At 70.7% G+C, this 22,106-nt stretch carries 22 protein-coding genes and 1 pseudogene; 10 read left to right on the top strand and 13 right to left on the bottom strand.

Annotation, left to right across the window (positions count from 1 at the left end; all coding sequences use genetic code 11):
• Positions 1-148 precede the first annotated feature (148 nt).
• The 3 genes from KVT45_RS39255 (at position 149) to KVT45_RS39245 (ending at position 2,203) form a co-directional block, all read left to right on the top strand.
• Positions 149-367 (top strand): hypothetical protein, encoded by a 219-nt coding sequence (locus KVT45_RS39255; RefSeq protein ID WP_217554099.1) that lies wholly within the window; start codon positions 149-151, stop codon positions 365-367.
• Between the two features lie 64 nt (positions 368-431).
• Entirely contained in the window at positions 432-1,574 is a 1,143-nt protein-coding gene (locus KVT45_RS39250; protein ID WP_217554158.1) for a serine hydrolase, read from the top strand.
• Between the two features lie 188 nt (positions 1,575-1,762).
• Positions 1,763-2,203, top strand: a complete 441-nt coding sequence (locus KVT45_RS39245; protein ID WP_217554098.1) for a hypothetical protein — start codon at positions 1,763-1,765, stop codon at positions 2,201-2,203.
• Here KVT45_RS39245 and KVT45_RS39240 read toward each other — a convergent pair.
• Entirely contained in the window at positions 2,190-2,792 is a 603-nt protein-coding gene (locus KVT45_RS39240) for a TetR family transcriptional regulator (RefSeq protein WP_217554097.1), read from the bottom strand. The two genes, KVT45_RS39245 and KVT45_RS39240, sit on opposite strands and share 14 nt — an antisense overlap.
• Before the next feature lie 26 nt (positions 2,793-2,818).
• On the bottom strand, positions 2,819-3,829 hold the full coding sequence (locus KVT45_RS39235; protein ID WP_217554096.1) for an aldo/keto reductase: 1,011 nt from the start codon (positions 3,827-3,829) through the stop codon (positions 2,819-2,821).
• A 156-nt stretch (positions 3,830-3,985) separates the two neighbouring features.
• Here KVT45_RS39235 and KVT45_RS39230 point away from each other — a divergent pair, with 156 nt between their 5' ends.
• Both KVT45_RS39230 and KVT45_RS39225 read left to right on the top strand, forming a co-directional pair.
• Positions 3,986-5,032: a chitinase gene (locus tag KVT45_RS39230; protein ID WP_217554095.1), complete on the top strand. Its 1,047-nt coding sequence runs from the start codon at positions 3,986-3,988 to the stop codon at positions 5,030-5,032.
• Positions 5,033-5,207: 175 nt separating this feature from the next.
• Positions 5,208-6,335: an endonuclease/exonuclease/phosphatase family protein gene (locus tag KVT45_RS39225; protein WP_217554094.1), complete on the top strand. Its 1,128-nt coding sequence runs from the start codon at positions 5,208-5,210 to the stop codon at positions 6,333-6,335.
• A 75-nt stretch (positions 6,336-6,410) separates the two neighbouring features.
• Here the strand turns inward: KVT45_RS39225 and KVT45_RS39220 are convergent, their stop codons facing one another.
• Complete coding sequence (locus KVT45_RS39220; protein ID WP_217554093.1) at positions 6,411-7,793, bottom strand: glycine--tRNA ligase; 1,383 nt, start codon at positions 7,791-7,793, stop codon at positions 6,411-6,413.
• 163 nt (positions 7,794-7,956) lie between these two features.
• Here KVT45_RS39220 and KVT45_RS39215 point away from each other — a divergent pair, with 163 nt between their 5' ends.
• The 4 genes from KVT45_RS39215 to KVT45_RS39200 all read left to right on the top strand — a co-directional run bounded on the left by KVT45_RS39215 (position 7,957) and on the right by KVT45_RS39200 (position 11,075).
• Positions 7,957-8,913, top strand: a complete 957-nt coding sequence (locus KVT45_RS39215; RefSeq protein WP_217554092.1) for a metal ABC transporter substrate-binding protein — start codon at positions 7,957-7,959, stop codon at positions 8,911-8,913.
• Positions 8,910-9,692: a metal ABC transporter ATP-binding protein gene (locus tag KVT45_RS39210; RefSeq protein ID WP_217554091.1), complete on the top strand. Its 783-nt coding sequence runs from the start codon at positions 8,910-8,912 to the stop codon at positions 9,690-9,692. The genes KVT45_RS39215 and KVT45_RS39210 overlap by 4 nt, the downstream gene beginning before the upstream one ends.
• Entirely contained in the window at positions 9,692-10,594 is a 903-nt protein-coding gene (locus KVT45_RS39205) for a metal ABC transporter permease (protein WP_217554090.1), read from the top strand. The genes KVT45_RS39210 and KVT45_RS39205 overlap by 1 nt, the downstream gene beginning before the upstream one ends.
• 61 nt (positions 10,595-10,655) lie before the next feature.
• Positions 10,656-11,075: a Fur family transcriptional regulator gene (locus KVT45_RS39200; protein WP_217554089.1), complete on the top strand. Its 420-nt coding sequence runs from the start codon at positions 10,656-10,658 to the stop codon at positions 11,073-11,075.
• Between the two features lie 82 nt (positions 11,076-11,157).
• On the opposite strand, the gene KVT45_RS39195 is transcribed toward KVT45_RS39200, so the two are convergent.
• The 10 genes from KVT45_RS39195 to KVT45_RS39150 form a co-directional block, all read right to left on the bottom strand.
• The gene (locus KVT45_RS39195; protein ID WP_217554088.1) at positions 11,158-12,510 is read right to left on the bottom strand and encodes a histidine-type phosphatase; all 1,353 of its coding nucleotides are present in this window, start codon (positions 12,508-12,510) and stop codon (positions 11,158-11,160) included.
• 87 nt (positions 12,511-12,597) lie between these two features.
• Entirely contained in the window at positions 12,598-13,449 is an 852-nt protein-coding gene (locus KVT45_RS39190; protein ID WP_217554087.1) for an isoprenyl transferase, read from the bottom strand.
• Positions 13,450-13,466: 17 nt separating this feature from the next.
• Complete coding sequence (recO, locus tag KVT45_RS39185; RefSeq protein ID WP_217554086.1) at positions 13,467-14,216, bottom strand: DNA repair protein RecO; 750 nt, start codon at positions 14,214-14,216, stop codon at positions 13,467-13,469.
• Positions 14,217-14,274: 58 nt separating this feature from the next.
• Entirely contained in the window at positions 14,275-14,490 is a 216-nt protein-coding gene (locus tag KVT45_RS39180; RefSeq protein ID WP_089106840.1) for a hypothetical protein, read from the bottom strand.
• 121 nt (positions 14,491-14,611) lie between these two features.
• The gene (locus KVT45_RS39175; RefSeq protein WP_217554085.1) at positions 14,612-15,538 is read right to left on the bottom strand and encodes a dihydrodipicolinate synthase family protein; all 927 of its coding nucleotides are present in this window, start codon (positions 15,536-15,538) and stop codon (positions 14,612-14,614) included.
• Complete coding sequence (locus KVT45_RS39170) at positions 15,535-16,536, bottom strand: ABC transporter ATP-binding protein (RefSeq protein ID WP_217554084.1); 1,002 nt, start codon at positions 16,534-16,536, stop codon at positions 15,535-15,537. Before KVT45_RS39170 ends, KVT45_RS39175 begins: the two co-directional genes overlap by 4 nt.
• Entirely contained in the window at positions 16,533-18,575 is a 2,043-nt protein-coding gene (locus tag KVT45_RS39165; protein ID WP_217554083.1) for a dipeptide/oligopeptide/nickel ABC transporter permease/ATP-binding protein, read from the bottom strand. The genes KVT45_RS39170 and KVT45_RS39165 overlap by 4 nt, the downstream gene beginning before the upstream one ends.
• Positions 18,572-19,531, bottom strand: coding sequence for an ABC transporter permease (locus KVT45_RS39160; RefSeq protein ID WP_217554081.1), 960 nt, complete (start codon positions 19,529-19,531; stop codon positions 18,572-18,574). The genes KVT45_RS39165 and KVT45_RS39160 overlap by 4 nt, the downstream gene beginning before the upstream one ends.
• Before the next feature lie 4 nt (positions 19,532-19,535).
• Complete coding sequence (locus tag KVT45_RS39155) at positions 19,536-21,140, bottom strand: ABC transporter substrate-binding protein (RefSeq protein ID WP_254648013.1); 1,605 nt, start codon at positions 21,138-21,140, stop codon at positions 19,536-19,538.
• Between the two features lie 211 nt (positions 21,141-21,351).
• Positions 21,352-21,768 (bottom strand): nuclear transport factor 2 family protein, encoded by a 417-nt coding sequence (locus KVT45_RS39150; protein ID WP_254648012.1) that lies wholly within the window; start codon positions 21,766-21,768, stop codon positions 21,352-21,354.
• A gap of 126 nt (positions 21,769-21,894) precedes the next feature.
• Between KVT45_RS39150 and KVT45_RS39145 the strand changes: the two are divergent.
• A pseudogene (locus KVT45_RS39145) lies at positions 21,895-22,106 on the top strand (hypothetical protein); the annotation flags it as partial.

Genomic DNA, 22,106 nt, shown 5'->3' with positions numbered 1-22,106 from the left:
CTTGTCCGCCGTGTGAACTCCGGGGGCGTCCTCGCTAAAACCCGGTGAAGAAATCCCCGTTGATGTTGGTCTTGCTGCACACTCCTTGCCGTCGGCCCGCCGTCGACACGTACCGGACAGCGGATCGGGCACAGACTCCGGAGGCGTCATGTCGCAGATCGACGAGAGCAAGGTCAGCCGCTGGGACCAGCACGGCCGGGAACACGTGGTCCGGGTGCAGCGCACGGGTGTGCAGCGGACAATCCGATGCGACACCTGCGGCTGGCGCAAGGGCGCGCAGTTCCTGCCCTGGCTGAAGGCGGAGGAGCATCTCGCCGAGGCCCACCAGGCCACGGTGGATCCCGCGGGCGCCGAGCCCTCGCGATGACTTTCCGGCGGCGCGGGAGTCGTACTGCCCGAGACCGCGCCCACCGGAAGGACGACCGATGACCGTGTCCCCGCTGCATGCCACCCTGCGCCGCCATGTCGATGCCGGTACCGTCCCCGGAGCCGTGGGGCTCGTCGCCCGCGGCGCCGACGTCGAGGCGGTGGCCGTCGGGCACACCGGCGTCGAGGGGTCCGCCCCGATGGCCCGGGACTCGGTCTTCCGCATCGCGTCGATCACCAAGCCGATCACCGCCGCCGCGGTGCTGATGCTGGTGGAGGAGGGCCGGATCGGGCTCGGCGACCCGGTGGCCGAGTGGCTTCCGGAGCTGGCGAAGCCGATGGTGGTCCGTACGCCCGCGAGCCCCGTCGACGACGTGGTGCCGGCGGACCGCCCGGTCACCGTCGAGGACCTGCTCAGCTCCCGCACCGGCTGGGGTTTCCCCGACGACTTCGCCCTGCCCGCCGTGCAGGCGCTGTTCACGGTGCAGCGGGACGGCCGCGCCCTCCAGGACTGGCCGGACCAGGACACCTGGCTGGACCTGCTCTCCCGGGTGCCGATGCTCCACCAGCCGGGCGAGGCCTGGCTGTACGGCACCTCGTCCGATCTCCAGGGCATCCTGGTCGCCCGGGTGTCGGGCCGTACGCTCCCCGACTTCCTGGCGGAGCGGATCTTCGAGCCGCTGGGCATGCGGGACACGGCGTTCGAGGTGCCGGCGTCGAAACGGCACCGCTTCACCTCCTCCTACGCCCCCGCCGAGGACGGCTCCCTGCGCCTGACGGACACCCCGGACGGCGCGTGGAGCCGCCTGCCGCGCTTCCACTCGGGCGGCGGCGGCCTGGTCGCCACGGCCGACGACTGGCTGGCGTTCGGCCGGCTGCTGCTGAACGCCGGCGCCGCCCCGGACGGCCGCCGCCTGCTCTCCCCCACCTCGGTCAGCCGCATGACCACCAACCACCTGACGGCGGCCCAGCGCGACAACGCCTGCCTCTTCCTGGAGGGCCAGGGCTGGGGGTACGGCGGCCAGGTCGACGTCACCCCGGCCGACCCCTGGTCGGTGCCCGGCCGCTACGGCTGGGTCGGCGGCACCGGCACCACCGCGCACATCGTCCCGGCCACCGGTACGGTCACGGTCCTCATGACCCAGACGGCCATGACGAGCCCGACGCCGACCCCGCTGATGCGGGACTTCTGGCGGGTCACCGCCTAGGCCGCGCATTACGCCGTTCGGGTGAGCCTCCGGGGCGGAAGCGCGAGGTCAGAGCGCCCGTCGCCACCTGCGGACTTTGCCGAACCGAGGGGCGGCGCCCACCCGCTTCCGAGGCCGCCCGGGTCGCCGCCGGGCGCGACCCGGCCAACCCTTGTCGAGTCCCCCCGTCACTCGACAGGAGTACGTCCATGCACACCACCCAGCGCCAGATCTCCCGTGCCCTCGCCGCCGGTGCGCTCTCCGTGGCCCTGCTGTCGGCCGGTACCGCCGGGGCCCTCGCCACCGGGGCCAAACCGGCCCCGTCGCCCAGCATGAGCGCCAGGCCGAACCCGAAGCCGAGCCCCTCCACCATGTCCTCGATCTCGATCAAGGCGGACAAGACCTCGGTCGGCGTCGGTGACCCGGTGACCTTCACCGGCCGCACCAGTGGACTCAGGGTGGGCTGGCCCCTGGTGCTCCAGCACCAGAAGGGCGGCAAGTGGATCCCGCTCAAGGCGACCGCGAAGGTCAAGAACGGCAGCTCGTACTCGCTGACCGCGAAGCTGAACAACCCCGGCGCCGAGCATCTGCGGGTCTCGGCGGTCGGCAAGAAGGTCTACTCCCCGACCGTGACGGTCAACGTGAGCTGAGGCCCCGCAGCAGCAGCTCCACCAGCGACCCGAAGTCCGCCTCGGCCTCCGGCCGCACCCACTCGCGGGCATAGCCCGGGTCGTGGAAGCGGCCGGTGGCCTGGAAGACGGTCCGGGCCGCGGCGGCGGGGTCGGGCACGGTGAAGACACCGGTCCCGGCCCCGTCCCGGATGATCCCGGTCAGCTGCCCGGTCAGGTCGGCGATGTGCTCGGTGACCGCCGGGCCGTTCTCGTCGACCAGCACCATGTAGGTGGCGAACAGCTCCGGGTCGGCGCCGGCCTTGCGCCGCTTCGCGTCGAACAGTGCCTGCAGCCAGTCGCGCAGCCGGGTCTCCGGGTCCCCCGCCCCGGCCGCGATGCTGGACAGCTGCGCCGAGGTGCGGTCCAGCCACCTCTTCGTCACCGCTTCCCGCAGCGCCGCCTTGGTCCGGAAGTGCCGGTAGACACTGCCGTGGCTGACACCGAGCGCGCGCGCCACGTCCACCACGGTGGCCTTGGCCGGGCCGTGCCGGCGCAGCACCTCCTCGGTCGCCTCGAGGATGCGCTCGGCGGTCAGGGCCGGGGTCGGGGTCGGGGACGTCGCTGCCATGGCCTAGACGGTACCTGGCGCCGCGGTCAGTGCTCGGTGCCGAGATGGCTCATCTGCGCGGCCGGGTAGCGGGTGCCCGCCGCCGCGTCCGCCGGTACGGCCTCCTCGATCGCCGCCAGGTCGGCCGCGTCCAGGGTGACGTCCAGCGCGCCCAGGGACTCGGCGAGCCGCTCGCGGGTGCGGGCGCCGACGAGCGGCACGATGTCGTCGCCGCGGGAGAGAACCCAGGCGATGGCGATCTGCGCGACGGTCACGCCCTTCTCGTCCGCGATCTTGCGCAGCGCCTCGACGAGGTCGAGGTTGTGCTGGAGGTTCTCGCCCTGGAAGCGCGGTGAGAAGGCCCGGAAGTCGCCCGCGCCGAGCTGCCGGTCGCGGGTGAAGTGACCCGAGATCAGACCCCGGGAGAGCACACCGTACGCGGTGATGCCGATGCCCAGCTCACGGGTGGTCGGCAGGATCTCCCGCTCGATGTCGCGGGTGATGATCGCGTACTCGATCTGGAGGTCCGAGATGGGCGCGGTGGCGGCGGCCCGCCGGATGTTCGACACGCTCGCCTCGCTCAGCCCGATGTGCCGGACGTGCCCCTTCTCGACCAGCTCGGCGATGGCGCCGACCGTCTCCTCGATCGGCACGTCCGGGTCGACGCGGGCGATCCGGTAGACGTCGATGTGGTCGACGCCGAGGCGCTGGAGGGAGTAGGCGGCGAAGTTCTTCACGGCGGCCGGGCGGCCGTCGTAGGCGTTCCAGCCGCCGTCCGGGTCGCGCAGGGCGCCGAACTTGACGCTGGTCAGCGCCTTTTCCCGGAGGGCGGCGGGGGCGGTGCGCAGGGCCTCCCCGATCAGCATCTCGTTGTGGCCCATGGCGTAGAAGTCGCCGGTGTCGAGCAGGGTCAGGCCGGCGTCGAGGGCGGCGTGGACGGTGGCGATCGACTCGGCGCGGTCGGCCTCGCCGTACAGCGCGGACATGCCCATGCAGCCGAGGCCGAGGGCGGAGACCCGGGGGCCGGTGGATCCGAGGGAGCGGGTGTGCGTCGTCATGGCTCCACCCTTGCATGACAGCTGACAGATTTCAATATCTGTCATTCCATAGTTGCCCTGATTGGTCCAGACCTATTGACGGGAGGTCTGGACCACGAGCATTGTCATGACTACGACACCCGTGCGCCCCACCCCGACCCCACCGGGAGGCCCCGCATGATCCGCCGCACGCTCGCCCTGCTCGCCGCAGCGCTCGCGACCGCGACACTCGTCCAGCTCCCCGCCGCCGGCTCCGCCTCCGCCGCCGACACCTGCGCCGTGAAGTCACGGCCCGCCGGAAAGGTCCTCCAGGGCTACTGGGAGAACTGGGACGGCTCCGCCAACGGCGTCCACCCGCCCTTCGGCTGGACCCCGATCACCAACTCCGCGATCGCCACCCACGGCTACAACGTGATCAACGCGGCCTTCCCCGTGATCCGTTCCGACGGAACGGCCCTCTGGGAGGACGGCATGGACACGGGCGTGAAGGTGGCGACGCCCGCGGAGATGTGCGCGGCGAAGGCCTCCGGCCAGACGATCCTGCTGTCGATCGGCGGCGCGGCCGCGGGCATCGACCTCAGCTCCTCCACCGTGGCCGACAAGTTCGTCTCGACGATCGTCCCGATCCTGAAGAAGTACAACTTCGACGGCATCGACATCGACATCGAGACCGGCCTGGTGGGCAGCGGGTCGATCACCCAACTCTCCACCTCCCAGGCCAACCTGGTCCGCATCATCGACGGGATCCTCGCCCAGATGCCGTCCAACTTCGGCCTCACGATGGCCCCGGAGACGGCGTACGTCACCGGGGGCAGCATCACCTACGGCTCGATCTGGGGCGCCTACCTGCCGATCATCAAGAAGTACGCCGACAACGGCCGCCTCTGGTGGCTCAACATGCAGTACTACAACGGCAGCATGTACGGCTGCTCCGGCGACTCCTACTCGGCCGGCACGGTGGCCGGCTTCACCGCGCAGACCGACTGCCTCAACAAGGGGCTGGTCGTACAGGGCACCACGGTCAAGGTGCCGTACGACAAGCAGGTCCCGGGCCTGCCCGCGCAGTCCGGGGCGGGCGGCGGCTACATGTCACCGTCCCTGGTCTCCCAGGCCTGGAAGCACTACGGCACCTCCCTCAAGGGCCTGATGACCTGGTCGATCAACTGGGACGGCTCGAAGAACTGGACCTTCGGCGACAACGTGAAGTCTCTTCAAGGGCGTTGAACCGCCCGCCGGGCATTCCGGCGAGGCCCGGGCCGAGCCGAGGGGCCGACCGGCGGCCGTCCTCCGTTCGACAGGTCCCGGTCCGGCCCGGAGAATGGAGCTGTCGGCGCGCAGTGTCCCAGGCGGCGCCTGCCGTCGGCCGCGCGGTGCACTCGCGCCGCCGAGGAGGCCCTCGATGAGCATCCGTATCGCCACCTTCAACATGGAGAACCTCTTCCGCCGGCCCACGGCCTTCCAGCTCTCCAACCCTGCCGAGCGCGAGAAAGTCCTCGACGACTTCGCCCAGTTGGTCACCCTGCTCGACCTGCCGGAGTACCGGGAGGACGACAAGAAGAAGATCGCCGCGCTCATCAAGGCGTACAAGGCCTACGACAGCAACCCGAAGGACCCGCCGGCGATCTTCATCAACGAGCTGCGTCCGGGCAAGGACTTCGAGCGCAAGCCGAGCGGACTGTTCGAGAAGTCCGGACCGGACAACGACCCGCACATCGAGATCGTCGCCGGCGGCCGCGGCTCCTGGACCGGCTGGGCCGAACTCGGCTACGACGACCTCGACATGAGCGTGGTGCACAACACCGGCCGGGTGGTGGCGGAGATCGACGCCGACGTCCTGCTCACGGTGGAGGTCGAGGACCGGCTCACCCTGGAGCGCTTCAACACGCAGGTCCTGGGCGAGACGCTCGGCAGGCGGCCGTACCCCTACGACATGCTGATCGACGGCAACGATCCCCGGGGCATCGACATCGGGATCCTCAGCCGCCACCCCATCACCTCGGTGCGGTCCCACATCTTCGACACCGACCCGGAGCAGCCCGACAAGAACCTGTTCAGCCGGGACTGTCCCGAGTTCGAGATCCAGCTCGACGGGACCCCCCTGGTGATTCTCGGCAACCACCTCAAGAGCAAGTTCCACGACGATCCCGAGCTGCGGCTGGCCCAGGCGAAGCGGGTCGCGGAGATCTACCGGGAGGCGCTGGAGCGCACCGACCGCGTCATGGTCGCGGGGGACCTCAACGACGAACCGGACAGCGAAGCGGCCGAGGTGCTGCGGGACACCGGCCTGCGGGACGCGATGAGCCACCGCACCTACCACGGAAAGCCCGGCACCCACGGGGAGTGCCGCAGCGAACACGACAAGATCGACTACCTGCTCTTCCCGCCGGCGCTGTGGGAGAAGGTGCAGTCCGTCGGTCTGGAGACACGCGGGATCTACGCGAGGGGGATCGAGCACTTCGACACCGTGAAGTCGAAGACGACGGAAGCCTCCGACCACGCGGCGCTCTACGCGGACCTGGACCTGTAGGGAACCAGAACGCCCACCCTCCCAGCCGACCGAGTCGGATGGGAGGGTGGGCGACAAGGCGTATGGACCGCGGACCTAGCAGCCCAGCAGGCGCCCGGCGAGGTAACCCTCGATCTGGTCCAGAGAGACCCGCTCCTGCTTCATCGAGTCGCGCTCGCGCACCGTGACGGCGTTGTCCTCGAGCGTGTCGAAGTCGACGGTCACGCAGTACGGCGTACCGATCTCGTCCTGGCGGCGGTAGCGGCGCCCGATCGCACCGGCGTCGTCGAACTCGATGTTCCAGTGCCCGCGCAGCGCCTGGGCGAGGCCCTTGGCCTTCGGGGACAGCTCGGGGTTGCGGGACAGCGGGAGCACCGCGACCTTGACCGGGGCCAGCCGGTGGTCCAGGCGGAGCACCGTGCGCTTCTCCATCTTGCCCTTGGCGTTCGGCGCCTCGTCCTCGACGTAGGCGTCGAGCAGGAACGCCAGCATCGCGCGGCCGACACCGGCCGCGGGCTCGATGACGTACGGCGTCCAGCGCTCCTGGGCCTCCTGGTCGTAGTAGGCCAGGTCCTGGCCGGAGGCCTTGGAGTGGGCGTTCAGGTCGTAGTCGGTGCGGTTGGCGACGCCTTCCAGCTCGCCCCACTCGTTGCCGCCGAACTGGAAGCGGTACTCGATGTCAGCGGTGCGCTTGGAGTAGTGGGAGAGCTTCTCCTTCGGGTGCTCGTACCACCGCATGTTCTCCTCGCGCAGGCCCAGGCCGGTGTACCAGTTCCAGCGCTGCTCCATCCAGTACTCCTGCCACTTCTCGTCCTCGCCCGGCTTGACGAAGAACTCCATCTCCATCTGCTCGAACTCGCGGGTGCGGAAGATGAAGTTGCCGGGCGTGATCTCGTTGCGGAAGGACTTGCCCATCTGCGCGATGCCGAACGGCGGCTTGCGGCGCGAGGTGGTCTGTACCTGGGCGAAGTTGGTGAAGATGCCCTGCGCGGTCTCGGGCCGCAGGTAGGCGACGGAGCCGCTGTCCTGGGTCGGGCCGAGGTGGGTGGAGAGCAGGCCCGAGAACTGCTTGGGCTCGGTGAACTGGCCCTTGTTGCCGCAGTTCGGGCAGTTCACGTCCGCCAGGCCGTTCTCCGGGAGGCGGCCGTGCTTGGCCTCGTAGGCCTCCTCCAGGTGGTCCGCGCGGAACCGCTTGTGGCAGGCGGTGCACTCGGTCAGCGGGTCCGTGAAGGTGGCGACGTGACCGGAGGCCACCCAGACCTCGGGGGCCAGGATGACGGACGAGTCGATACCGACCACGTCCTCGCGCGACGTCACCATGTAGCGCCACCACTGGCGCTTCAGGTTCTCCTTGAGCTCGACACCCAGCGGTCCGTAGTCCCAGGCAGCCTTCTGGCCGCCGTAGATCTCACTGCACGGGAATACGAAGCCACGGCGCTTGCTCAGGCTGACGATGGTGTCGATCTTGTCGGCGGCCACGGTGCTCTCTTCATTACGACGACGGGCGACGAAGCGAGAATGCTTCAGAGCGAATGCTTCAGGTTACCGGCGGGGGCTCCCCCTCAACCAAATCGGTATCGCTTACCGGCCTCTCACCCGAGCTTGTTGACAACGGTTTCCATATTTGTTGAAAATGACTCTCATGAACGTACGACGAGGCCTCATACCCGCGGCCGCCGCGACCACCGTCACCGCACTCGGCATAGCGACCCTCACTGCCTGCGGCGGCAACGCCACGGCGGCCCAGACCGGCAAGTTCGACGTCGTCGCGTCGTTCTACCCGATGGCCTACCTCGCCGATCGGATCGGCGGCAGCCACGTCCACGTCACCAGTCTCACCCAGCCCGGCCAGGAGCCGCACGACCTGGAGATCAGCGCCCGGCAGACGGCGATGCTCCAGGAGTCCGACGCGGTGCTCTACCTGAAGAACCTCCAGCCCTCCGTGGACGACGCGGTCGCCCAGTCCGGGCTGAAGACGAAGATCGACGCCGCCTCCCTCACGACGCTGGAGAAGCACGGCAACGAGGTCGGCGGGCACGCCGCCTCGCACGACACCTCCAAGAACGAGGAGCTGTCCGGCCTCGACCCCCACATCTGGCTCGACCCGGTGCGCTACGCCCAGGTCGCCGAGGGCGTCGGCAAGGCCTTCGAGAAGGCCGACCCGGACCACGCGGCCGACTACAAGAAGAACACCGCCGCCCTGGTGAAGCAGCTGGACGCGCTCGACGTCCAGTTCAAGGACGGCCTCGCGCACACCAGGTCCAAGGTCTTCATCACCACGCACGCCGCCTTCGGCTACCTCGCCGAGCGCTACGGCCTGACCGAGGAGGCCATCAACGGCCTCGACCCGGAGTCGGAGCCGAGCGCGGCCCGCGTCAAGGACCTTGAGACCATGGCCAAGGCCGACGGCGTCACCACCGTGTTCTACGAGACGCTCGTCAGCGACAAGACCGCCAAGACCATCGCCGCCGACGCCGGACTGAAGACGGACGTCCTCGACCCGATCGAGGGCATCACGGCCAAGTCCCGCGGCAAGGACTACTTCGCGGTCCAGGAAGCCAACCTCAAGGCCCTGCGGCAGGCACTGGGCGCCGCATGACGGGAGACGACGAGATGACGACCGGCGAGCCCGTCATAGCGATGCGCGGTGTCCGCGCCGAACTGGGCGCACGCCCCGTCCTGCGCGGTATCGACCTCACCGTGCACCGCGGCGAGGTGGTCGCGCTGCTCGGCGCGAACGGCTCCGGCAAGTCGACGGCGATCCGGTCGGTCATCGGGCAGGTACCGCTGAGCGCCGGCGAGATCGAACTGTTCGGCACCGAGCGCAGGGCGTTCCGGGACTGGCGGCGCATCGGGTACGTCCCGCAGCGCACCACCGCCGCCGGCGGGGTCCCGGCGACCGTGACCGAGATCGTCTCCTCCGGCCGGCTCTCCCGCACCCGCTTCGGCCTCTTCCGCAAGGCCGACCGCGCGGCCGTGCGGCACGCCCTGGAGCTGGTCGGCATGGCGGACCGGGCCAGGGACAACGTCGAGGCGCTCTCGGGCGGCCAGCACCAGCGGGTGCTGATCGCCCGCGCGCTGGTGGCCGAGCCCGAACTGCTGATCATGGACGAGCCGATGGCGGGCGTCGACCTGGCCAGCCAGGAGATCCTGGCCGCCACCCTGCGCGAACAGGTCGCCCAGGGCACCACGGTCCTCCTCGTCCTGCACGAACTGGGCCCGCTGGAGCCACTGATCGACCGGGCCGTGGTCCTCCGCGACGGCTGCGTCCTGCACGACGGCCCGCCCCCGCGCGCCGTCGGCCAACACGCCCTCCCCGGCCACGACCACGTCCACCCCCACGAGCACACGCCACTGCGCACGGGACTGCTGAGCTGATGGAACTCCTCGACTTCGCCTTCATGCAGCGGGCGCTCATCGCCGCCGTCCTGGTCGGCGTCACCGCCCCCGCGATCGGCATCTACCTGGTCCAGCGCCGCCAGCCCCTGATGGGCGACGGCATCGGGCACGTCGCGATGACCGGCGTCGGCCTCGGCTTCCTGCTGAACACCTCGCCGGTGTGGATGGCCACCGCGGTCTCCGCACTCGGCTCGGTCCTCATGGAACTGATCCGCTGGTACGGCAAGACCCGCGGCGACATCGCCCTCGCCATGCTCTTCTACGGCGGTATGGCCGGCGGCGTGATGTTCGTGAACCTCGCCCCGGGCGGCTCCAACGCCAACCTGAGCTCGTACCTGTTCGGCTCGCTCTCGACGGTGTCCCCGTCCGACGTGACCGCGATCTCGATCCTGGCCGCGTTCGTGGTCGTGGTCACCCTCGGTCTGCGCCGGCAGCTCTTCGCGGTCAGCCAGGACGAGGAGTTCGCCCGGGTCACCGGCCTGCCGGTCCGGGCGCTGAACCTGCTCACGGCGGTGACGGCCGCGGTCACCGTGACCGTGGCCATGCGGGTCGTCGGGCTGATCCTGGTGTCGGCGCTGATGGTGGTGCCGGTGGCGGCCGCCCAGCAGCTGACCCGGAGCTTCACCGCGACGCTCGCGATCGCGATGGCGCTGGGGGTGACCGTGACGATCAGCGGCACGGTGACCTCGTACTACCAGGACGTTCCGCCCGGTGCGACCATCGTGCTGCTGACCATCGCCGCGTTCGTCCTGCTGACCGCGCTGGCCGCCCCGCTGGCCCGCCGACGCGCCCGCGCGGCCGCCGCGCACCGGCCCGCCGGGGACCCGGCGGAGTGCGCGATTCCGGCCACCCGGGGGGCCGCCGACGAGGTCGGCGTCTGACTGCCCTCGATCTGGGCTGGCACAATGGCCCGGCAGAGGCAGTGATGTGAGGAGGCAACCGGTGACGACCGCTGGACCGCCCGTGAAGGGCCGCTCGACCCGCCAGCGGGCAGCCGTGGCGGCGGCCCTGGACGAGGTCGAGGAGTTCCGCAGCGCGCAGGAACTGCACGACATGCTCAAGCACAAGGGCGACTCGGTCGGCCTCACCACGGTGTACCGCACGCTGCAGTCGCTGGCCGACGCCGGTGAGGTCGACGTCCTGCGCACGTCCGAGGGCGAGTCGGTGTACCGCCGCTGCTCCACCGGCGAACACCACCACCACCTGGTCTGCCGCGTGTGCGGCAAGGCGGTGGAGGTGGAGGGGCCGGCGGTGGAGAAGTGGGCGGAGGCCATCGCGGCCGAGCACGGGTACGTGAATGTGGCGCACACCGTGGAGATCTTCGGTACGTGTGCGGACTGCGCGGGGTGCGCCGCGGGGTGAGCCGTCGTGTTCGGCCGCGGGCCGGTGGGGGTTGCTCGCGCAGTTCCCCGCGCCCCTGAAGGGGCGCTACAGCCGGCGCCGGTCAGCTCCTCCCGAAGCAGCGCTCCAGTTCGTTCAGGTCGTAGAACCTGCTGTGCTTCGAGATCGGCTTGCAGCCTGCCTTGAAGGGGATCTCCTTCTCGTTGTAGAGCATCCGCACCAGGTAGTCGTCGCCCTTCTTGAAGACGTCCCACTGGATGTTGGAGGCGAGGGAGGCGACCTCGGCACCGCGCCACGCGTTGTTCGCGTACGTGTACGTCTCGCCCGGCGTCGCCGCCTTCCCGCTGCCCGGCAGCTGCATCAGCGCGGCCAGCGGAATGATCTCCTCGGCGTGGGTGAAGCGGAGCTCCGCGCCCAGCGTGCTGGTGCCGTCCCGCTTGGCCTCGGCCTGCTTGAAGAAGTCGTCGAGGAGGACGTCCGCCATCTTGTAGGTGATGTCGCTGTCCGAGAAGCTCGGGCCCTTCTCGTAGAAGTCCTCGGCGTCGCTGAGGTAGCCGAACCAGGCCGCGTCGCGCGGGGCGATGTAGCGGTCGAAGTCCCAGCCCTTGCCGTCCGGGCTCTCCTCGCTCATGGCGGGCGCGATGGCGTAGAGGTTGTAGACGGCGGTGGCGGCGGTGATGTCGTCGGCGGTCGTGGAGAACTCGCCGTTCACGATGCGCTGCACGAACGCCGGCTTGAAGATCCTGCCCAGGACGCGGGCAGCGGCCCGGTGCGAGGCCGGCTGGTCGGTGACCGCCTTCAGGGTCGAGGCGAGGCGCTCGTCGCTCGCCAGCCACTTCTGGTAGTCGGCGCCGCCGGCCGACTTGTGGAAGTAGAGGAGGTTCTTGTCGACGCGCGCGGTGCCGAGGGAGGACTTCAGCGCCGGGTCGGCGTCGGTGAGGGCGGTGGAGAAGACCGTACCGCTGTCGACCGCGCGGCCCTGGCCGGAGCTGACGACGTCGATCTTCTCGCCGTTCGCGGCGATGGCGGAGAAGAGGGACGGCAGGCGCTTCTCCAGGCGGACCGCCGTCGCGCGGAGTTCGTCCTTGCCGCGGCCGCTGAGGTTGCCGTACCCGATCGCGCTCATGGCCGCTTCGAGGGCCTGCACGTCCGGGCCGAACTTCTTCCCGCGCGCGGTGAGTTGGCCGTCGGCCTCGGCCTGGTTCCAGAGCGCGAGGACGATGTCGCCGTCCTCGCCGTCCGTCGCGGAGCGGGAACCGTGCCGGGAGACGTTCTCGGTGAAGACGGCGGTGTAACCGGCGGGCGGCTGCTGGTAGGTGCGCGGGTTCTGCCCGGGGGAGTACACGGCCTTGGTGCCGTAGCTGTCACGGTGGGTGAGCCCGGCGTCCGCGGCGTGCGCCGGCAGCGCGGTGAGGAGCAGGGCGCCGAGGGTCAGGACGGGGATGACGCGCTTCATGAGGACCGTTCCAGAGGCGGGAGACCGGGGGGGGCCGGGGATGGATCTTCCGCATCCTCGACGGCCCTCGTGAACGGCGCGTGACCGTCAGATGCCGGAGGGGTTCTCCTCCGTGCGGCCCTCCATGGCCAGCAGCTCCTCGTTGGGGATGGCTCCGCCGAACCGCCGGTCGCGGGAGGCGTATTCGAGGCACGCCCGCCACAGGTCGCGGCGGTCGAAGTCGGGCCACAGGACGTCCTGGAAGACCAGCTCGGCGTAAGCGCTCTGCCAGAGCAGGTAGTTGGAGGTGCGCTGCTCGCCGCTGGGCCGCAGGAACATGTCCACGTCCGGCATGTCCCCGTAGTACAGGTGCTTCTGGATGGTCTTCTCGCTGATCTTCGACGGGTCGAGCCGGCCTGCCTTGACCTCCTCGGCGATCGCCTGCACCGCGTCGGAGATCTCGGCCCGGCCGCCGTAGTTCATGCAGAAGTACAGGGTGAGCAGGTCGTTGCCCTTGGTCTGCTCCTGGGCGACCAGGAGTTCCTTGGCGACCGACTTCCACATCCTGGGCATCCGGCCCGCCCAGCGCACCCGGATGCCGAGTTCGTCGAGCTGGTCGCGGGTCTTGCGGATGAAGTCGCGGTTGAAGTTCATCAGGAAGCGGACCTCTTCGGGCGAGCGCTTCCAGTTCTCGGTGGAGAAGGCGTAGAGGGAGATGTTGCGGACGCCGATCTCGATGGAGCCCTGGAGGACGTCGAGGACGCGCTCGGCGCCGACCTTGTGCCCCTCGGTGCGCGGCAGCCCGCGGTCCTTCGCCCAGCGGCCGTTGCCGTCCATGACGATGGCGACGTGGTTCGGGACCAGCTCGCCCGGGAGCTTCGGCGGGCGGGCGCCGGACGGGTGCGGCTCCGGCGTCCTGTACTCGCGGCGCTGGCGCCCCAGGATCCCGCGTACGACCATGTGCTTCTCGTCTCCCTCTAGCTCTTCTCTACATACCTGAGCGAGCGCAGTCCGCGCTCCAGATGCCAGTGCAGATAGGCGGACACCAGCCCGCTGCCCTCCCGGACGTACCGTGCCTCGGCCGCGTCCGCGGTCTCCCAGTCTCCCGTAAGCAGCGCGCCGAGCAGAACCAGGGTCTGCGGCGAGGGTACGACGCTGCCGGGCACCCGGCAGTCGACGCAGACGGTGCCGCCGGAGCCGACCGAGAAGAAGCGGTTCGGGCCGGGCATGCCGCACCTGGCGCAGGCGTCGAAGCTGGGCGCGTAGCCGTTGACGGCGAGGGAGCGCAGCAGGAAGGCGTCGAGGACGAGATGCGGGGCGTGCTCGCCGCGGGCCAGGGTCCTGAGCGCCCCCACCAGCAGCAGGTACTGCTGCACCGCGGGCTCGCCCTCGTGATCCGTGAACCGCTCGGCGGTCTCCAGCATGGCCGTGCCGGCGGTGTACCGCGCGTAGTCGGTGACGATCCCGCCGCCGTACGGCGCGATGGTCTCGCTCTGCGTGCACAACGGCAGCCCGCGCCCGACCAGCTCGCTCCCGCGGGCGAAGAACTGCACGTCGACATGGGAGAACGGCTCCAGCCGGGCCCCGAACTTCGACTTGGTCCGCCGCACCCCACGGGCCACCGCCCGTACCCGGCCGTGTCCGCGGGTGAGCATCGTGATGATCCGGTCCGCCTCACCCAGCTTCTGGGTGCGCAGCACGATGCCGTCGTCGCGGAACAGGCTCATGGCCCTATTCTGCCCTGCCGGCGGCGGGGGCCGTCGGGCAACGGAGGCAAGGGAACCTTCAGGGGGCCTCGCCGCGGCTGCGGGCGTTGGCGTGGGCGGTGGCCGCGCCGAGCCGTTCGGCCTGGGTGGCGACGCGTACGGCGTCCGGGTGCGCGTCCCACTCCCGTCCTCCCCCGTACGGCCGCAACTGCACGTAGGGGCCCTCGTGGCCCATGACGATGCCCAGCCGTCCGGTACGGGTGTCGACGGCACAGGAGCCGATGGGGAGGTTCATCGCATTCACCTCACCTGGCTCCCCCGCCCCTGGGAATTTCACGCTTCGCATCACCGATGTGGCGCTGCGTGCCTAGACTCGGCCGGAGTCTGTCCCGGGGCCCCGGAAGGCCTCTGCCCGGCTACATCAGGCCCGCTCCCGCGAGGTACTTCGCCACGCACTCCGTCTCCTCCTGCGACAACGGCACCTGGGGCTCGGCGGTGGCCGGGCAGTCGATCACCCCGCGCAGGTGCAGCGCCGCCTTGAACGCGCCCAGCGCCGCCGAGCTGCCGCCCATCCGGGCCGGGTTCCCTACGCCGGTCATCCGGAAGAGACCGCACAGCCGCTCCTGTTCCGCCCGCGCCCGCTCCCAGTCGCCCGCGCGGCAGAGGCGGTGGAGGCGGACGTAGCCGTCCGGGTCGACGTTGGCGAGGCCCGGTACCGCTCCGTCGGCGCCCAGCGCGAGGGCCGAGTCGACGGTCAGCTCGGAACCCGTCAGCGCGCTGAAGCCGGACAGGCCCCTGCTGCCCGTGACGACCTCGCGGAAGCCCGCCAGGTCGCCGCTTGAGTCCTTCAGCCCGGCCAGCACCCCGGCGCCGGCCAGTTCGAGAACAAGGTCGGCGGGGAGCTTGGTGTGGACGGCGACCGGGATGTCGTAGGCGATCACCGGGACCGGCGACCGGCCGGCGACCAGGCGGAAGTGGCGGGCGATCTCGGCGGGGTGGGTGCGGGTGTAGAAGGGGGCGGTGACGACGACCGCGTCCGCGCCCGCCGTCGTGACGGACGTGACGTGGTCCAGGACCCGGGGGGTCGTCATGTCGATGACGCCCGCCAGGACCGGGAGCCGCCCGGCCACCTGCGAGACCACCGTCTCCGTGACCAGCCTGCGCTGCCGGTCCGTCAGGTACGCCGCCTCCGATGTCGACCCGAGCACGAACAGGCCGTCCACACCGGCCGCCGTCAGATGGTCGACAAGCCTGCGCAGGGAGAGGACGTCCACCTCGCGTTCCGGTGTCAGGGGCGTGCAGACGGGCGGTACGACACCGGTCAGCGGGGTGGGAAGCGTCATCTGGTCTCCCTGGGCAGGCTGCGGCTCGGCTGGTCCTCCTCCAACGGATGGTGACAGCGGTAGCGGTGACCGGGACGTGACGCGGCCGTGAAGTCAGGCATGCGGACGGCACACTCGTCGTCCGCCCGCCAGCAGCGGGTGCGGAACGGGCACCCGGACGGCGGCCGGGTCGCCGAGGGGACCGGACCGGTGAGCGGGATGGGGTCGATCGGGTTCAGCAGGCCCGGGGTGGCCGAGAACAGGGCCCGGGTGTACGGGTGCAGGGCGTGGTCGGTGACGTCGGCGGCCGGGGTGTCCTCGACGATCCGGCCCAGGTACATGGTGATCACCCGGTCGCTCATCCGCCGTACCGTCTGGATGTCGTGGGAGACGAAGACCAGGGCGAGGCCCAGGCGTTCGCGCAGGTCCAGCAGGAGGTTGAGGATCTGGGCGCGGACCGAGACGTCCAGCGCGCTGGTCGGTTCGTCCGCCACCACCAGGTCGGGGTCCAGGGCGAGGGCCCGGGCGATCGCGACGCGCTGCCGCTGGCCGCCGGAGAGCTGCCCGGGCAGGGCCTCGGCGAGGGCCCGTGGCAGCCCGACCAGGCTCATCAACTCCCTTACCCGGTCCTCCCGTTCGGCCTTCGTGCCGCGCTCGTGCACGTCCAGCGGGTCGCGGAGGATACGGCGTACCGGCAGCCGGCGGTTGAGGGCCGTAGACGGGTCCTGGAAGACCATGCCGGTGCTCGCGCCGACGGCCGACCGGCGTTCGCCCGGTGTCATCGCCCACAGGTCCCGGCCGCGGAAGGTGACCGTGCCGGCGGTCGGCCGCTGAATCCCCACCAGCACCTTCGCCAGCGTCGACTTCCCGCACCCCGACTCACCGACCACCCCGACCGTCTCACCGGCCGCCACGGTGAGGTCGGCGCCGGTCAGCGCGTACACCCGGTCCCGGCCGAACAGGCCCCCGCCGCGGGCCCGGTGGACCACGTGGACGCCGGACAGCTGCACCGCGCTCATGTCACCGCCTCCGTGCTGGCCGCCAGGTCGACGGCCGGGTGGTGGCAGGCCGCGGTGTGGACGGGGCTGCCGACGAGGGCCGGTGGTGTCGTACGGCAGATCCCGCTCGCCGCCGGGCAGCGGTCGCTGAAGCGGCAGCCCGCCGGGAAGTCGGCGGGGGACGGCACCACACCCCTGATCTGGGTGAGCCGCGCGGCCCCGGACTCCAGCGACAGCACGCTGCCGAGCAGGCCGCGCGTGTAGTGGTGGGTGGGGGCGCCCACCAGCTCCGCGGTGACGCCGGACTCGACGATCTGGCCGCCGTACATCACCACCACCCGGTCGGTGACGTCCGCGACCAGAGCGAGGTCGTGGGAGACGAGGACCAGCGCGAAGCCGAGTTCCTCGCGGAGGCGGAGGAGGAGTTCCATCACCTGGGCCTGGACGGTGACGTCTAGGGCGGTGGTCGGTTCGTCGGCGATGATCAGGCGGGGGTCGCGGGAGAGGGCCATCGCGATGAGGACGCGCTGGCGCTGGCCGCCGGAGAGTTCGTGGGGGTAGGCGGGGAGCGTGCGGGTGGGGTCGAGGCCGACGAGGGTGAGGAGCTCGGCGGGTGGCCGGTGGCCGCCGCGCCGTGTGAGTTGCTTCAGCTGGGCGTTGACCGTCATGGAGGGGTTCAGGGAGGACAGGGCGTCCTGGTAGACCATCGCGATCTCGTGGCCGAGGAGGCGGGGGTGGGGGGTGGTCAGGTCGATGGGCGGGTGCGGGGCGGTGGGGGTTGATCGCGCCCGCGCGGCGGTAGCCGCATATTCGGTACAGCCCCGCGCCCCTTTGGGGCGCGTCACCTCACCGGGATGAAAATCGATCCGCCCCGTCACTCTCGCCGTCTTCGGCTGCAGGCCCATGATTGTCAGGGCCGTCAGGGACTTGCCACAGCCGGACTCCCCGACCAGGCCCAGGACTTCGGCGGGATGGACCTCGAAGCTGATGCCATTGACGATGTTCACGCCCCGGTGGCGGTCGGTGAAGCCGATCGCAAGGTTCTTCACCGAGAGCACCGGTGGTCCCTCATGGGAGGGCAGCGGGCGGGCACGGGCCCGTAGCCGTTCGGCGGCTTCGGTCAGTGAAGGCAGCTCCAGGGCCTCCCCCGGCTCAAGTACCTCCGCGGGCTCCGTCGGCTCCACCTCCCTGCCCGCCGGTGACGCCCACGCGTCCGAGACGCCCTCGGAGAGGATGTTCAGGGAGAGGACCGTGAGGAGGATCAGCAGGCCGGGGAAGAGGGTGGCCCACCAGCCGCCCGTCAGGACCATGTTCTTGCCGTCCGCGATGACGCTGCCCCAGGACGGGTCGGGGGGCCGTACGCCGGCGCCGATGAAGGACAGGGACGCCTCGAAGACGATGGCCTCGGCGACCTGGACCGTGCAGAAGACGAGGACGGGGGCGAGGCAGTTGACCGCCACGTGGCGGACGACGATGTGCGGGGTGCGGGCGCCGATCACGCGTTCCGCGGTGACGTAGTCCTCGCCGTACTGGTCGAGGACGTTCGCCCGGACCACCCTGGCCACCGGAGGGGTGAACAGGAAGGCGATCGCGCAGATCAGGACCGTGATCCCGCCGCCGAAGACGGCCACGAGGACGGCGGCCAGGGCGATGCCGGGGAACGCCATCACCACGTCCAGGCAGCGCATCAGCGTCTCGTCGACGGCCCTGCGGGAGGTCGCCGCGAGGGCTCCCAGGAGGGCTCCGGCGACCAGGGCCAGGGCGGTCGCGCCGAGGCCGATCGCGAGGGACCAGCGGGCGCCGTACATCAGCCGGCTGAGGACGTCCCGGCCGAGGCTGTCCTGGCCCATCCAGTGGCCGGCGGAGGGGTGGCCGGTGCCGTCGGCGGGGGCCTGCTGCGCGAGGGGGTCGGCGGGGGCGAGGAGGGGGGCGAGGGCGGCCGCCAGGACGACCACGGCCAGGAAGACGAGGGCCGCCTTCGACGACGGCGACAGCCTGCGCAGGCGTACACCGGGGCGGGCCAGGGCCGCGGAGAGTGCGGCGCGGGTGGTCGTCGTCATGCGGCCTCCCTCAGGCGCGGGTTGACCAGCAGACAGAGGATGTCGATGACGAGGTTGACGACGACGAAGCCGGTCGCGGTGGTGAGGACGACGCCCTGGACCACGGCGGGGTCGCCGTTCTGGACGGCGTCGATCATCAGCTTGCCCATGCCGGGCAGGGCGAAGACGGTCTCGATGACGACGGCGCCGCCGAGGAGATAGCCGACGCGCAGGCCGAGCACGGTCAGGGGGTTCACGAGAGCGTTGCGGAGCACGTTGCGGCCGACCACGACATGGGGCGGCAGGCCGCTGCCGATCGCGGTGCGGACGTAGTCCTTGTCGAGTTCCTCGACCACCGAGGTGCGGACGATCCGGGTGAGCTGGGCGGCCACCGGGAGGGAGAGCGCGAGGGCGGGCAGGGCCATGGTCCGCAGCCAGCCGGTGACGGAGTCCTCGGGGTTGATGTAGCCGCCGGACGGGAACCAGCCCCGGTCGACGGCCAGATACTGGATCATCAGCAGCGCCAGCCAGAAGGCGGGGGCGGCGACCCCGACCAGGGAGAGGACACGGATGACCTGGTCGGCGGCCCGGTCCCGGTGGATGGCCGCGGTGACGCCTGCGGCCAGCGCCAGGACGACGGCGATGCCGAGGCCGAGGAAGGTCAGCTGGAGGGTGAGCGGCAGGGCGGTGAGGACCTGGTCGAGGACCGGGGTGCGGGTGAGCGCGCTGGTGCCGAGGTCGCCGTGGAGCAGGCCGCCGACGAAGCGGACGTAGCGCAGGGGCAGGGGGTCGAGGAGGCCGTTGCGCTCCCGGAAGTCGTGGAGCTGTCGCGGGGTGGGGTTGGCGCCCTGGAAGAACGCGGACGCCGGGTCGACGTCGGAGAAGCGCATCACCAGGAACACGAACAGGGCGATGCCGAGCAGCAGCGGCACCAGCAGGGCGGTGCGGCGCAGCAGGATGCGCAGGACGGCGGTCATGCCGTCAGGCCCACTTGGCGGTGAGGACGTTGATGCCGGGGTAGGGCTGGGCCCTTATGCCGGTGAGCCTGCGCGGGTCCCAGGCGGTGATCAGCTCGTTGTGGACGACCGGGTAGAGGACCGCCTGTTCGGCGACGACGTCGATGTAGTCCTGGATCATCGTCGTCTTCTTGTCCGGGTCCGGTTCGCGGGTGGCCGCGTCCATGTCCTTGAAGAGCTGCTTCGCGACAGCGTTGTCCGACCAGCGCGCGTAGCCCGTCCAGAGGTTCTCGGGGCCGTAGTTGTAGTGCATGATCAGGTCGGCGTCGAGGCCGAACTGGTTGGGGTTCGAGACGGCGGCGACGACCTGGTAGTCCTGCTTCTGGTCCATCTTGGTGAACACGGCCGTGGTCTCCTGGGGGGACAGGGTCGTGGCGACGCCGATCGCGTCCCAGGACGACTTGATGGTGGGCAGGCAGTCGACGAGCCAGCTCACGTTGACGGCGAGGATGTTCACGTGCAGGCCGCTGACCCCGGCGGCCTTCAGCAGGGCCCGTGCCTTCGCCGGGTCGTGGTCGTAGACCGTCTTCGCGGGCCGGTAGGCGGGGTTGGTCTCGTTCAGGAACGAACTCGCGGGTTTTCCGTGGCCCTTGAGGGCGACCTCGACGATCTTCCGCTTGTCGATGGCGTAGTGCAGGGCCTGCCGGACCCGGACGTCGTCGAAGGGTTTGTGCCGGGTGTTGAACATCAGGAACGCGTTGTTCATCCCGGCGCCGCCGCCGACCGACAGCCCGCCCTGTTCGAGGCGGGGGATGTTGGCGTACGGGATGTTGTCGGAGATCTGGGCGCCGGCGTCGCCCCCGGAGATCCTGGCCACGCGCGAGGCGGCGTCGACGATCGTCAGCCAGTTCATCTTCCGGAAGGCGGGTCCGCGGGGGCCGTTGTAGCGGTCGTACGCGGCGAAGGTGGTGTTCGACTTCGGATGGTGCCCGGTCTGCCGGTACGGTCCCGAGCCGATCGCCAGTCCCCTGACCGCGTCGTCCCAGGCGCCGGGCCGGGAGAACACGTGCGCCGGCATGATCTTGGCGAGGGTGAGGCGGGCGATCCCGTCCGGGAAGGGGAACCTGAGGACCAGGTCGACGGTCCGGGCGTCGACCTTGCGGGCCTCCCTGAGCCAGCTCGCGAAGAAGCCCTGGGCGAGGGTCTGGGTGCCCGGGTCGAGGATCCGGTCGAAGACGAAGACCACGTCGTCGGCGGTGACCGGCCTGCCGTCGTGGAAGGTGGCGCCCGGGCGCAGGGTGAACCGCCAGGTGATGGCTTTCGCGTCGGCGGGCAGCCGGGTCGCCAGCGCCGGGTAGGGGGCGCGGGTGATCGGGTCGGTGTCGGCCAGGCCCTCGTAGATGTGGTTGTTGGCGGCCATCGCGAACGCGGACGCCGTCTGGGTGGGGTCCCAGCTGCCGTCGTTGCCGTAGCCGATCACGGCCGTGAGGGTGCGGTCGGAGCCGTCGCCGCCGAGGTCGATCGTGGACCTGGGGCCGCACGCCGCCAGGGACGGCAGGGCGGCTGCCGCGCCCAGCGCACCGGTGTGTTTCAGGAACGTCCTGCGGGCGTGGCTCGCCTCGTCGCGCAACGGTACCTCCAGCGTGGGGTCTGGAAAGGAGACGTCGGACGTCCTGTGTTAGCGCGACCATAAGAGGGGGTTCGGGGACGGTCAAGGCAAGGCGCGCGAATGGCGTAAACCACCAGAGGTGGGACCAATGGCACCGCGAAGGTGAGGTCATGGCGCCGTGCACGCGCGGGAGTTGGCGCCGGCCGCACGGGCGGCGGCCGGCGCCGGGGTGCTACGCGGGAGCCGTCAGCTGGGCGGCCACCGAGGCGCCGTCCAGCCACACGTTCTCCCGGGAGATCCGGCCGTCGCGGAACTCGAAGACGTGCAGGATCCGGAAGGCGATCCGGCGGCCGCCGCCCGGGATTCCCAGGAAGGAGCCCGGAACGGTGCCCGTCATCACGTTCTCCATGGTGACGGCGTCGTCGGAATAGTAGGTGCGGGTCCGCTCCTCGCTCTCGGCGCGGAAGTCCTTGCACAGCTGCCGGTAGAAGTCGAGCGCCGCCGGGATGCCGCGCTTGGGACCGTTCGGGTCGCCGACGACGTCGTGCTCGATGTCGTCGGTGTAGACGGCGACCGAACCCTCCGGATCACCGCGTTCCTCGGCGCTCATGTGCGCCTGGATCAGCGCTTCCATGTCGGCGGGTGTCATGGAGCCCATGGTCGGGAGCCCCCTCTCTCGTCACGCCGCGCGCTCCTCGCAGAGCCCGCGGCCCCCGTAATGAGACAGTGCTACCGTAATGAGAGAAGTTTCTCACGACAAGAGGGGACTCTCATCATGGAGGGGAGTGCCGGGAGCGCGGGGGGCGCGCAGGACGGCAGGCGCAACCAGAAGCTGCGCACCCGCCGGGCGCTCGTCGACGCGGCCGCCGAACTGCTCCGCGAGGGACGCGCCGTCACCGTCGCGGACGTGGCCGAGGCCGCCCGGGTCCTCGCCCACTGCATCCCCCCGGAGGTGTTCCCCGGCGCCGTCATCGACCACGGGGGCAG

It is taken from the genome of Streptomyces sp. GbtcB6, from assembly GCF_019091475.1.
Taxonomy (GTDB): Bacteria; Actinomycetota; Actinomycetes; order Streptomycetales; family Streptomycetaceae; genus Streptomyces; species Streptomyces hyaluromycini.
This window is presented reverse-complemented; position numbering and strand designations above follow the sequence as displayed.

Excerpts from the sequence above, each read along its gene's own strand:
- KVT45_RS39180 (WP_089106840.1), bottom strand. The coding sequence starts at position 14,490 with ATGAACCTCCCCATCGGCTCCTGTGCCGTCGACACCCGTACCGGACGG.
- KVT45_RS39150 (WP_254648012.1), bottom strand. The coding sequence starts at position 21,768 with ATGACACCCGCCGACATGGAAGCGCTGATCCAGGCGCACATGAGCGCC.
- KVT45_RS39210 (WP_217554091.1), top strand. The coding sequence starts at position 8,910 with ATGACGGGAGACGACGAGATGACGACCGGCGAGCCCGTCATAGCGATG.
- KVT45_RS39230 (WP_217554095.1), top strand. The coding sequence starts at position 3,986 with ATGATCCGCCGCACGCTCGCCCTGCTCGCCGCAGCGCTCGCGACCGCG.
- KVT45_RS39170 (WP_217554084.1), bottom strand. The coding sequence starts at position 16,536 with ATGAGCGCGGTGCAGCTGTCCGGCGTCCACGTGGTCCACCGGGCCCGC.
- KVT45_RS39215 (WP_217554092.1), top strand. The coding sequence starts at position 7,957 with ATGAACGTACGACGAGGCCTCATACCCGCGGCCGCCGCGACCACCGTC.
- KVT45_RS39255 (WP_217554099.1), top strand. The coding sequence starts at position 149 with ATGTCGCAGATCGACGAGAGCAAGGTCAGCCGCTGGGACCAGCACGGC.
- KVT45_RS39235 (WP_217554096.1), bottom strand. The coding sequence starts at position 3,829 with ATGACGACGCACACCCGCTCCCTCGGATCCACCGGCCCCCGGGTCTCC.
- KVT45_RS39160 (WP_217554081.1), bottom strand. The coding sequence starts at position 19,531 with ATGACCGCCGTCCTGCGCATCCTGCTGCGCCGCACCGCCCTGCTGGTG.
- KVT45_RS39165 (WP_217554083.1), bottom strand. The coding sequence starts at position 18,575 with ATGACGACGACCACCCGCGCCGCACTCTCCGCGGCCCTGGCCCGCCCC.
- KVT45_RS39190 (WP_217554087.1), bottom strand. The coding sequence starts at position 13,449 with ATGGTCGTACGCGGGATCCTGGGGCGCCAGCGCCGCGAGTACAGGACG.
- KVT45_RS39240 (WP_217554097.1), bottom strand. The coding sequence starts at position 2,792 with ATGGCAGCGACGTCCCCGACCCCGACCCCGGCCCTGACCGCCGAGCGC.
- KVT45_RS39175 (WP_217554085.1), bottom strand. The coding sequence starts at position 15,538 with ATGACGCTTCCCACCCCGCTGACCGGTGTCGTACCGCCCGTCTGCACG.
- KVT45_RS39245 (WP_217554098.1), top strand. The coding sequence starts at position 1,763 with ATGCACACCACCCAGCGCCAGATCTCCCGTGCCCTCGCCGCCGGTGCG.
- KVT45_RS39195 (WP_217554088.1), bottom strand. The coding sequence starts at position 12,510 with ATGAAGCGCGTCATCCCCGTCCTGACCCTCGGCGCCCTGCTCCTCACC.
- recO (WP_217554086.1), bottom strand. The coding sequence starts at position 14,216 with ATGAGCCTGTTCCGCGACGACGGCATCGTGCTGCGCACCCAGAAGCTG.
- KVT45_RS39205 (WP_217554090.1), top strand. The coding sequence starts at position 9,692 with ATGGAACTCCTCGACTTCGCCTTCATGCAGCGGGCGCTCATCGCCGCC.
- KVT45_RS39225 (WP_217554094.1), top strand. The coding sequence starts at position 5,208 with ATGAGCATCCGTATCGCCACCTTCAACATGGAGAACCTCTTCCGCCGG.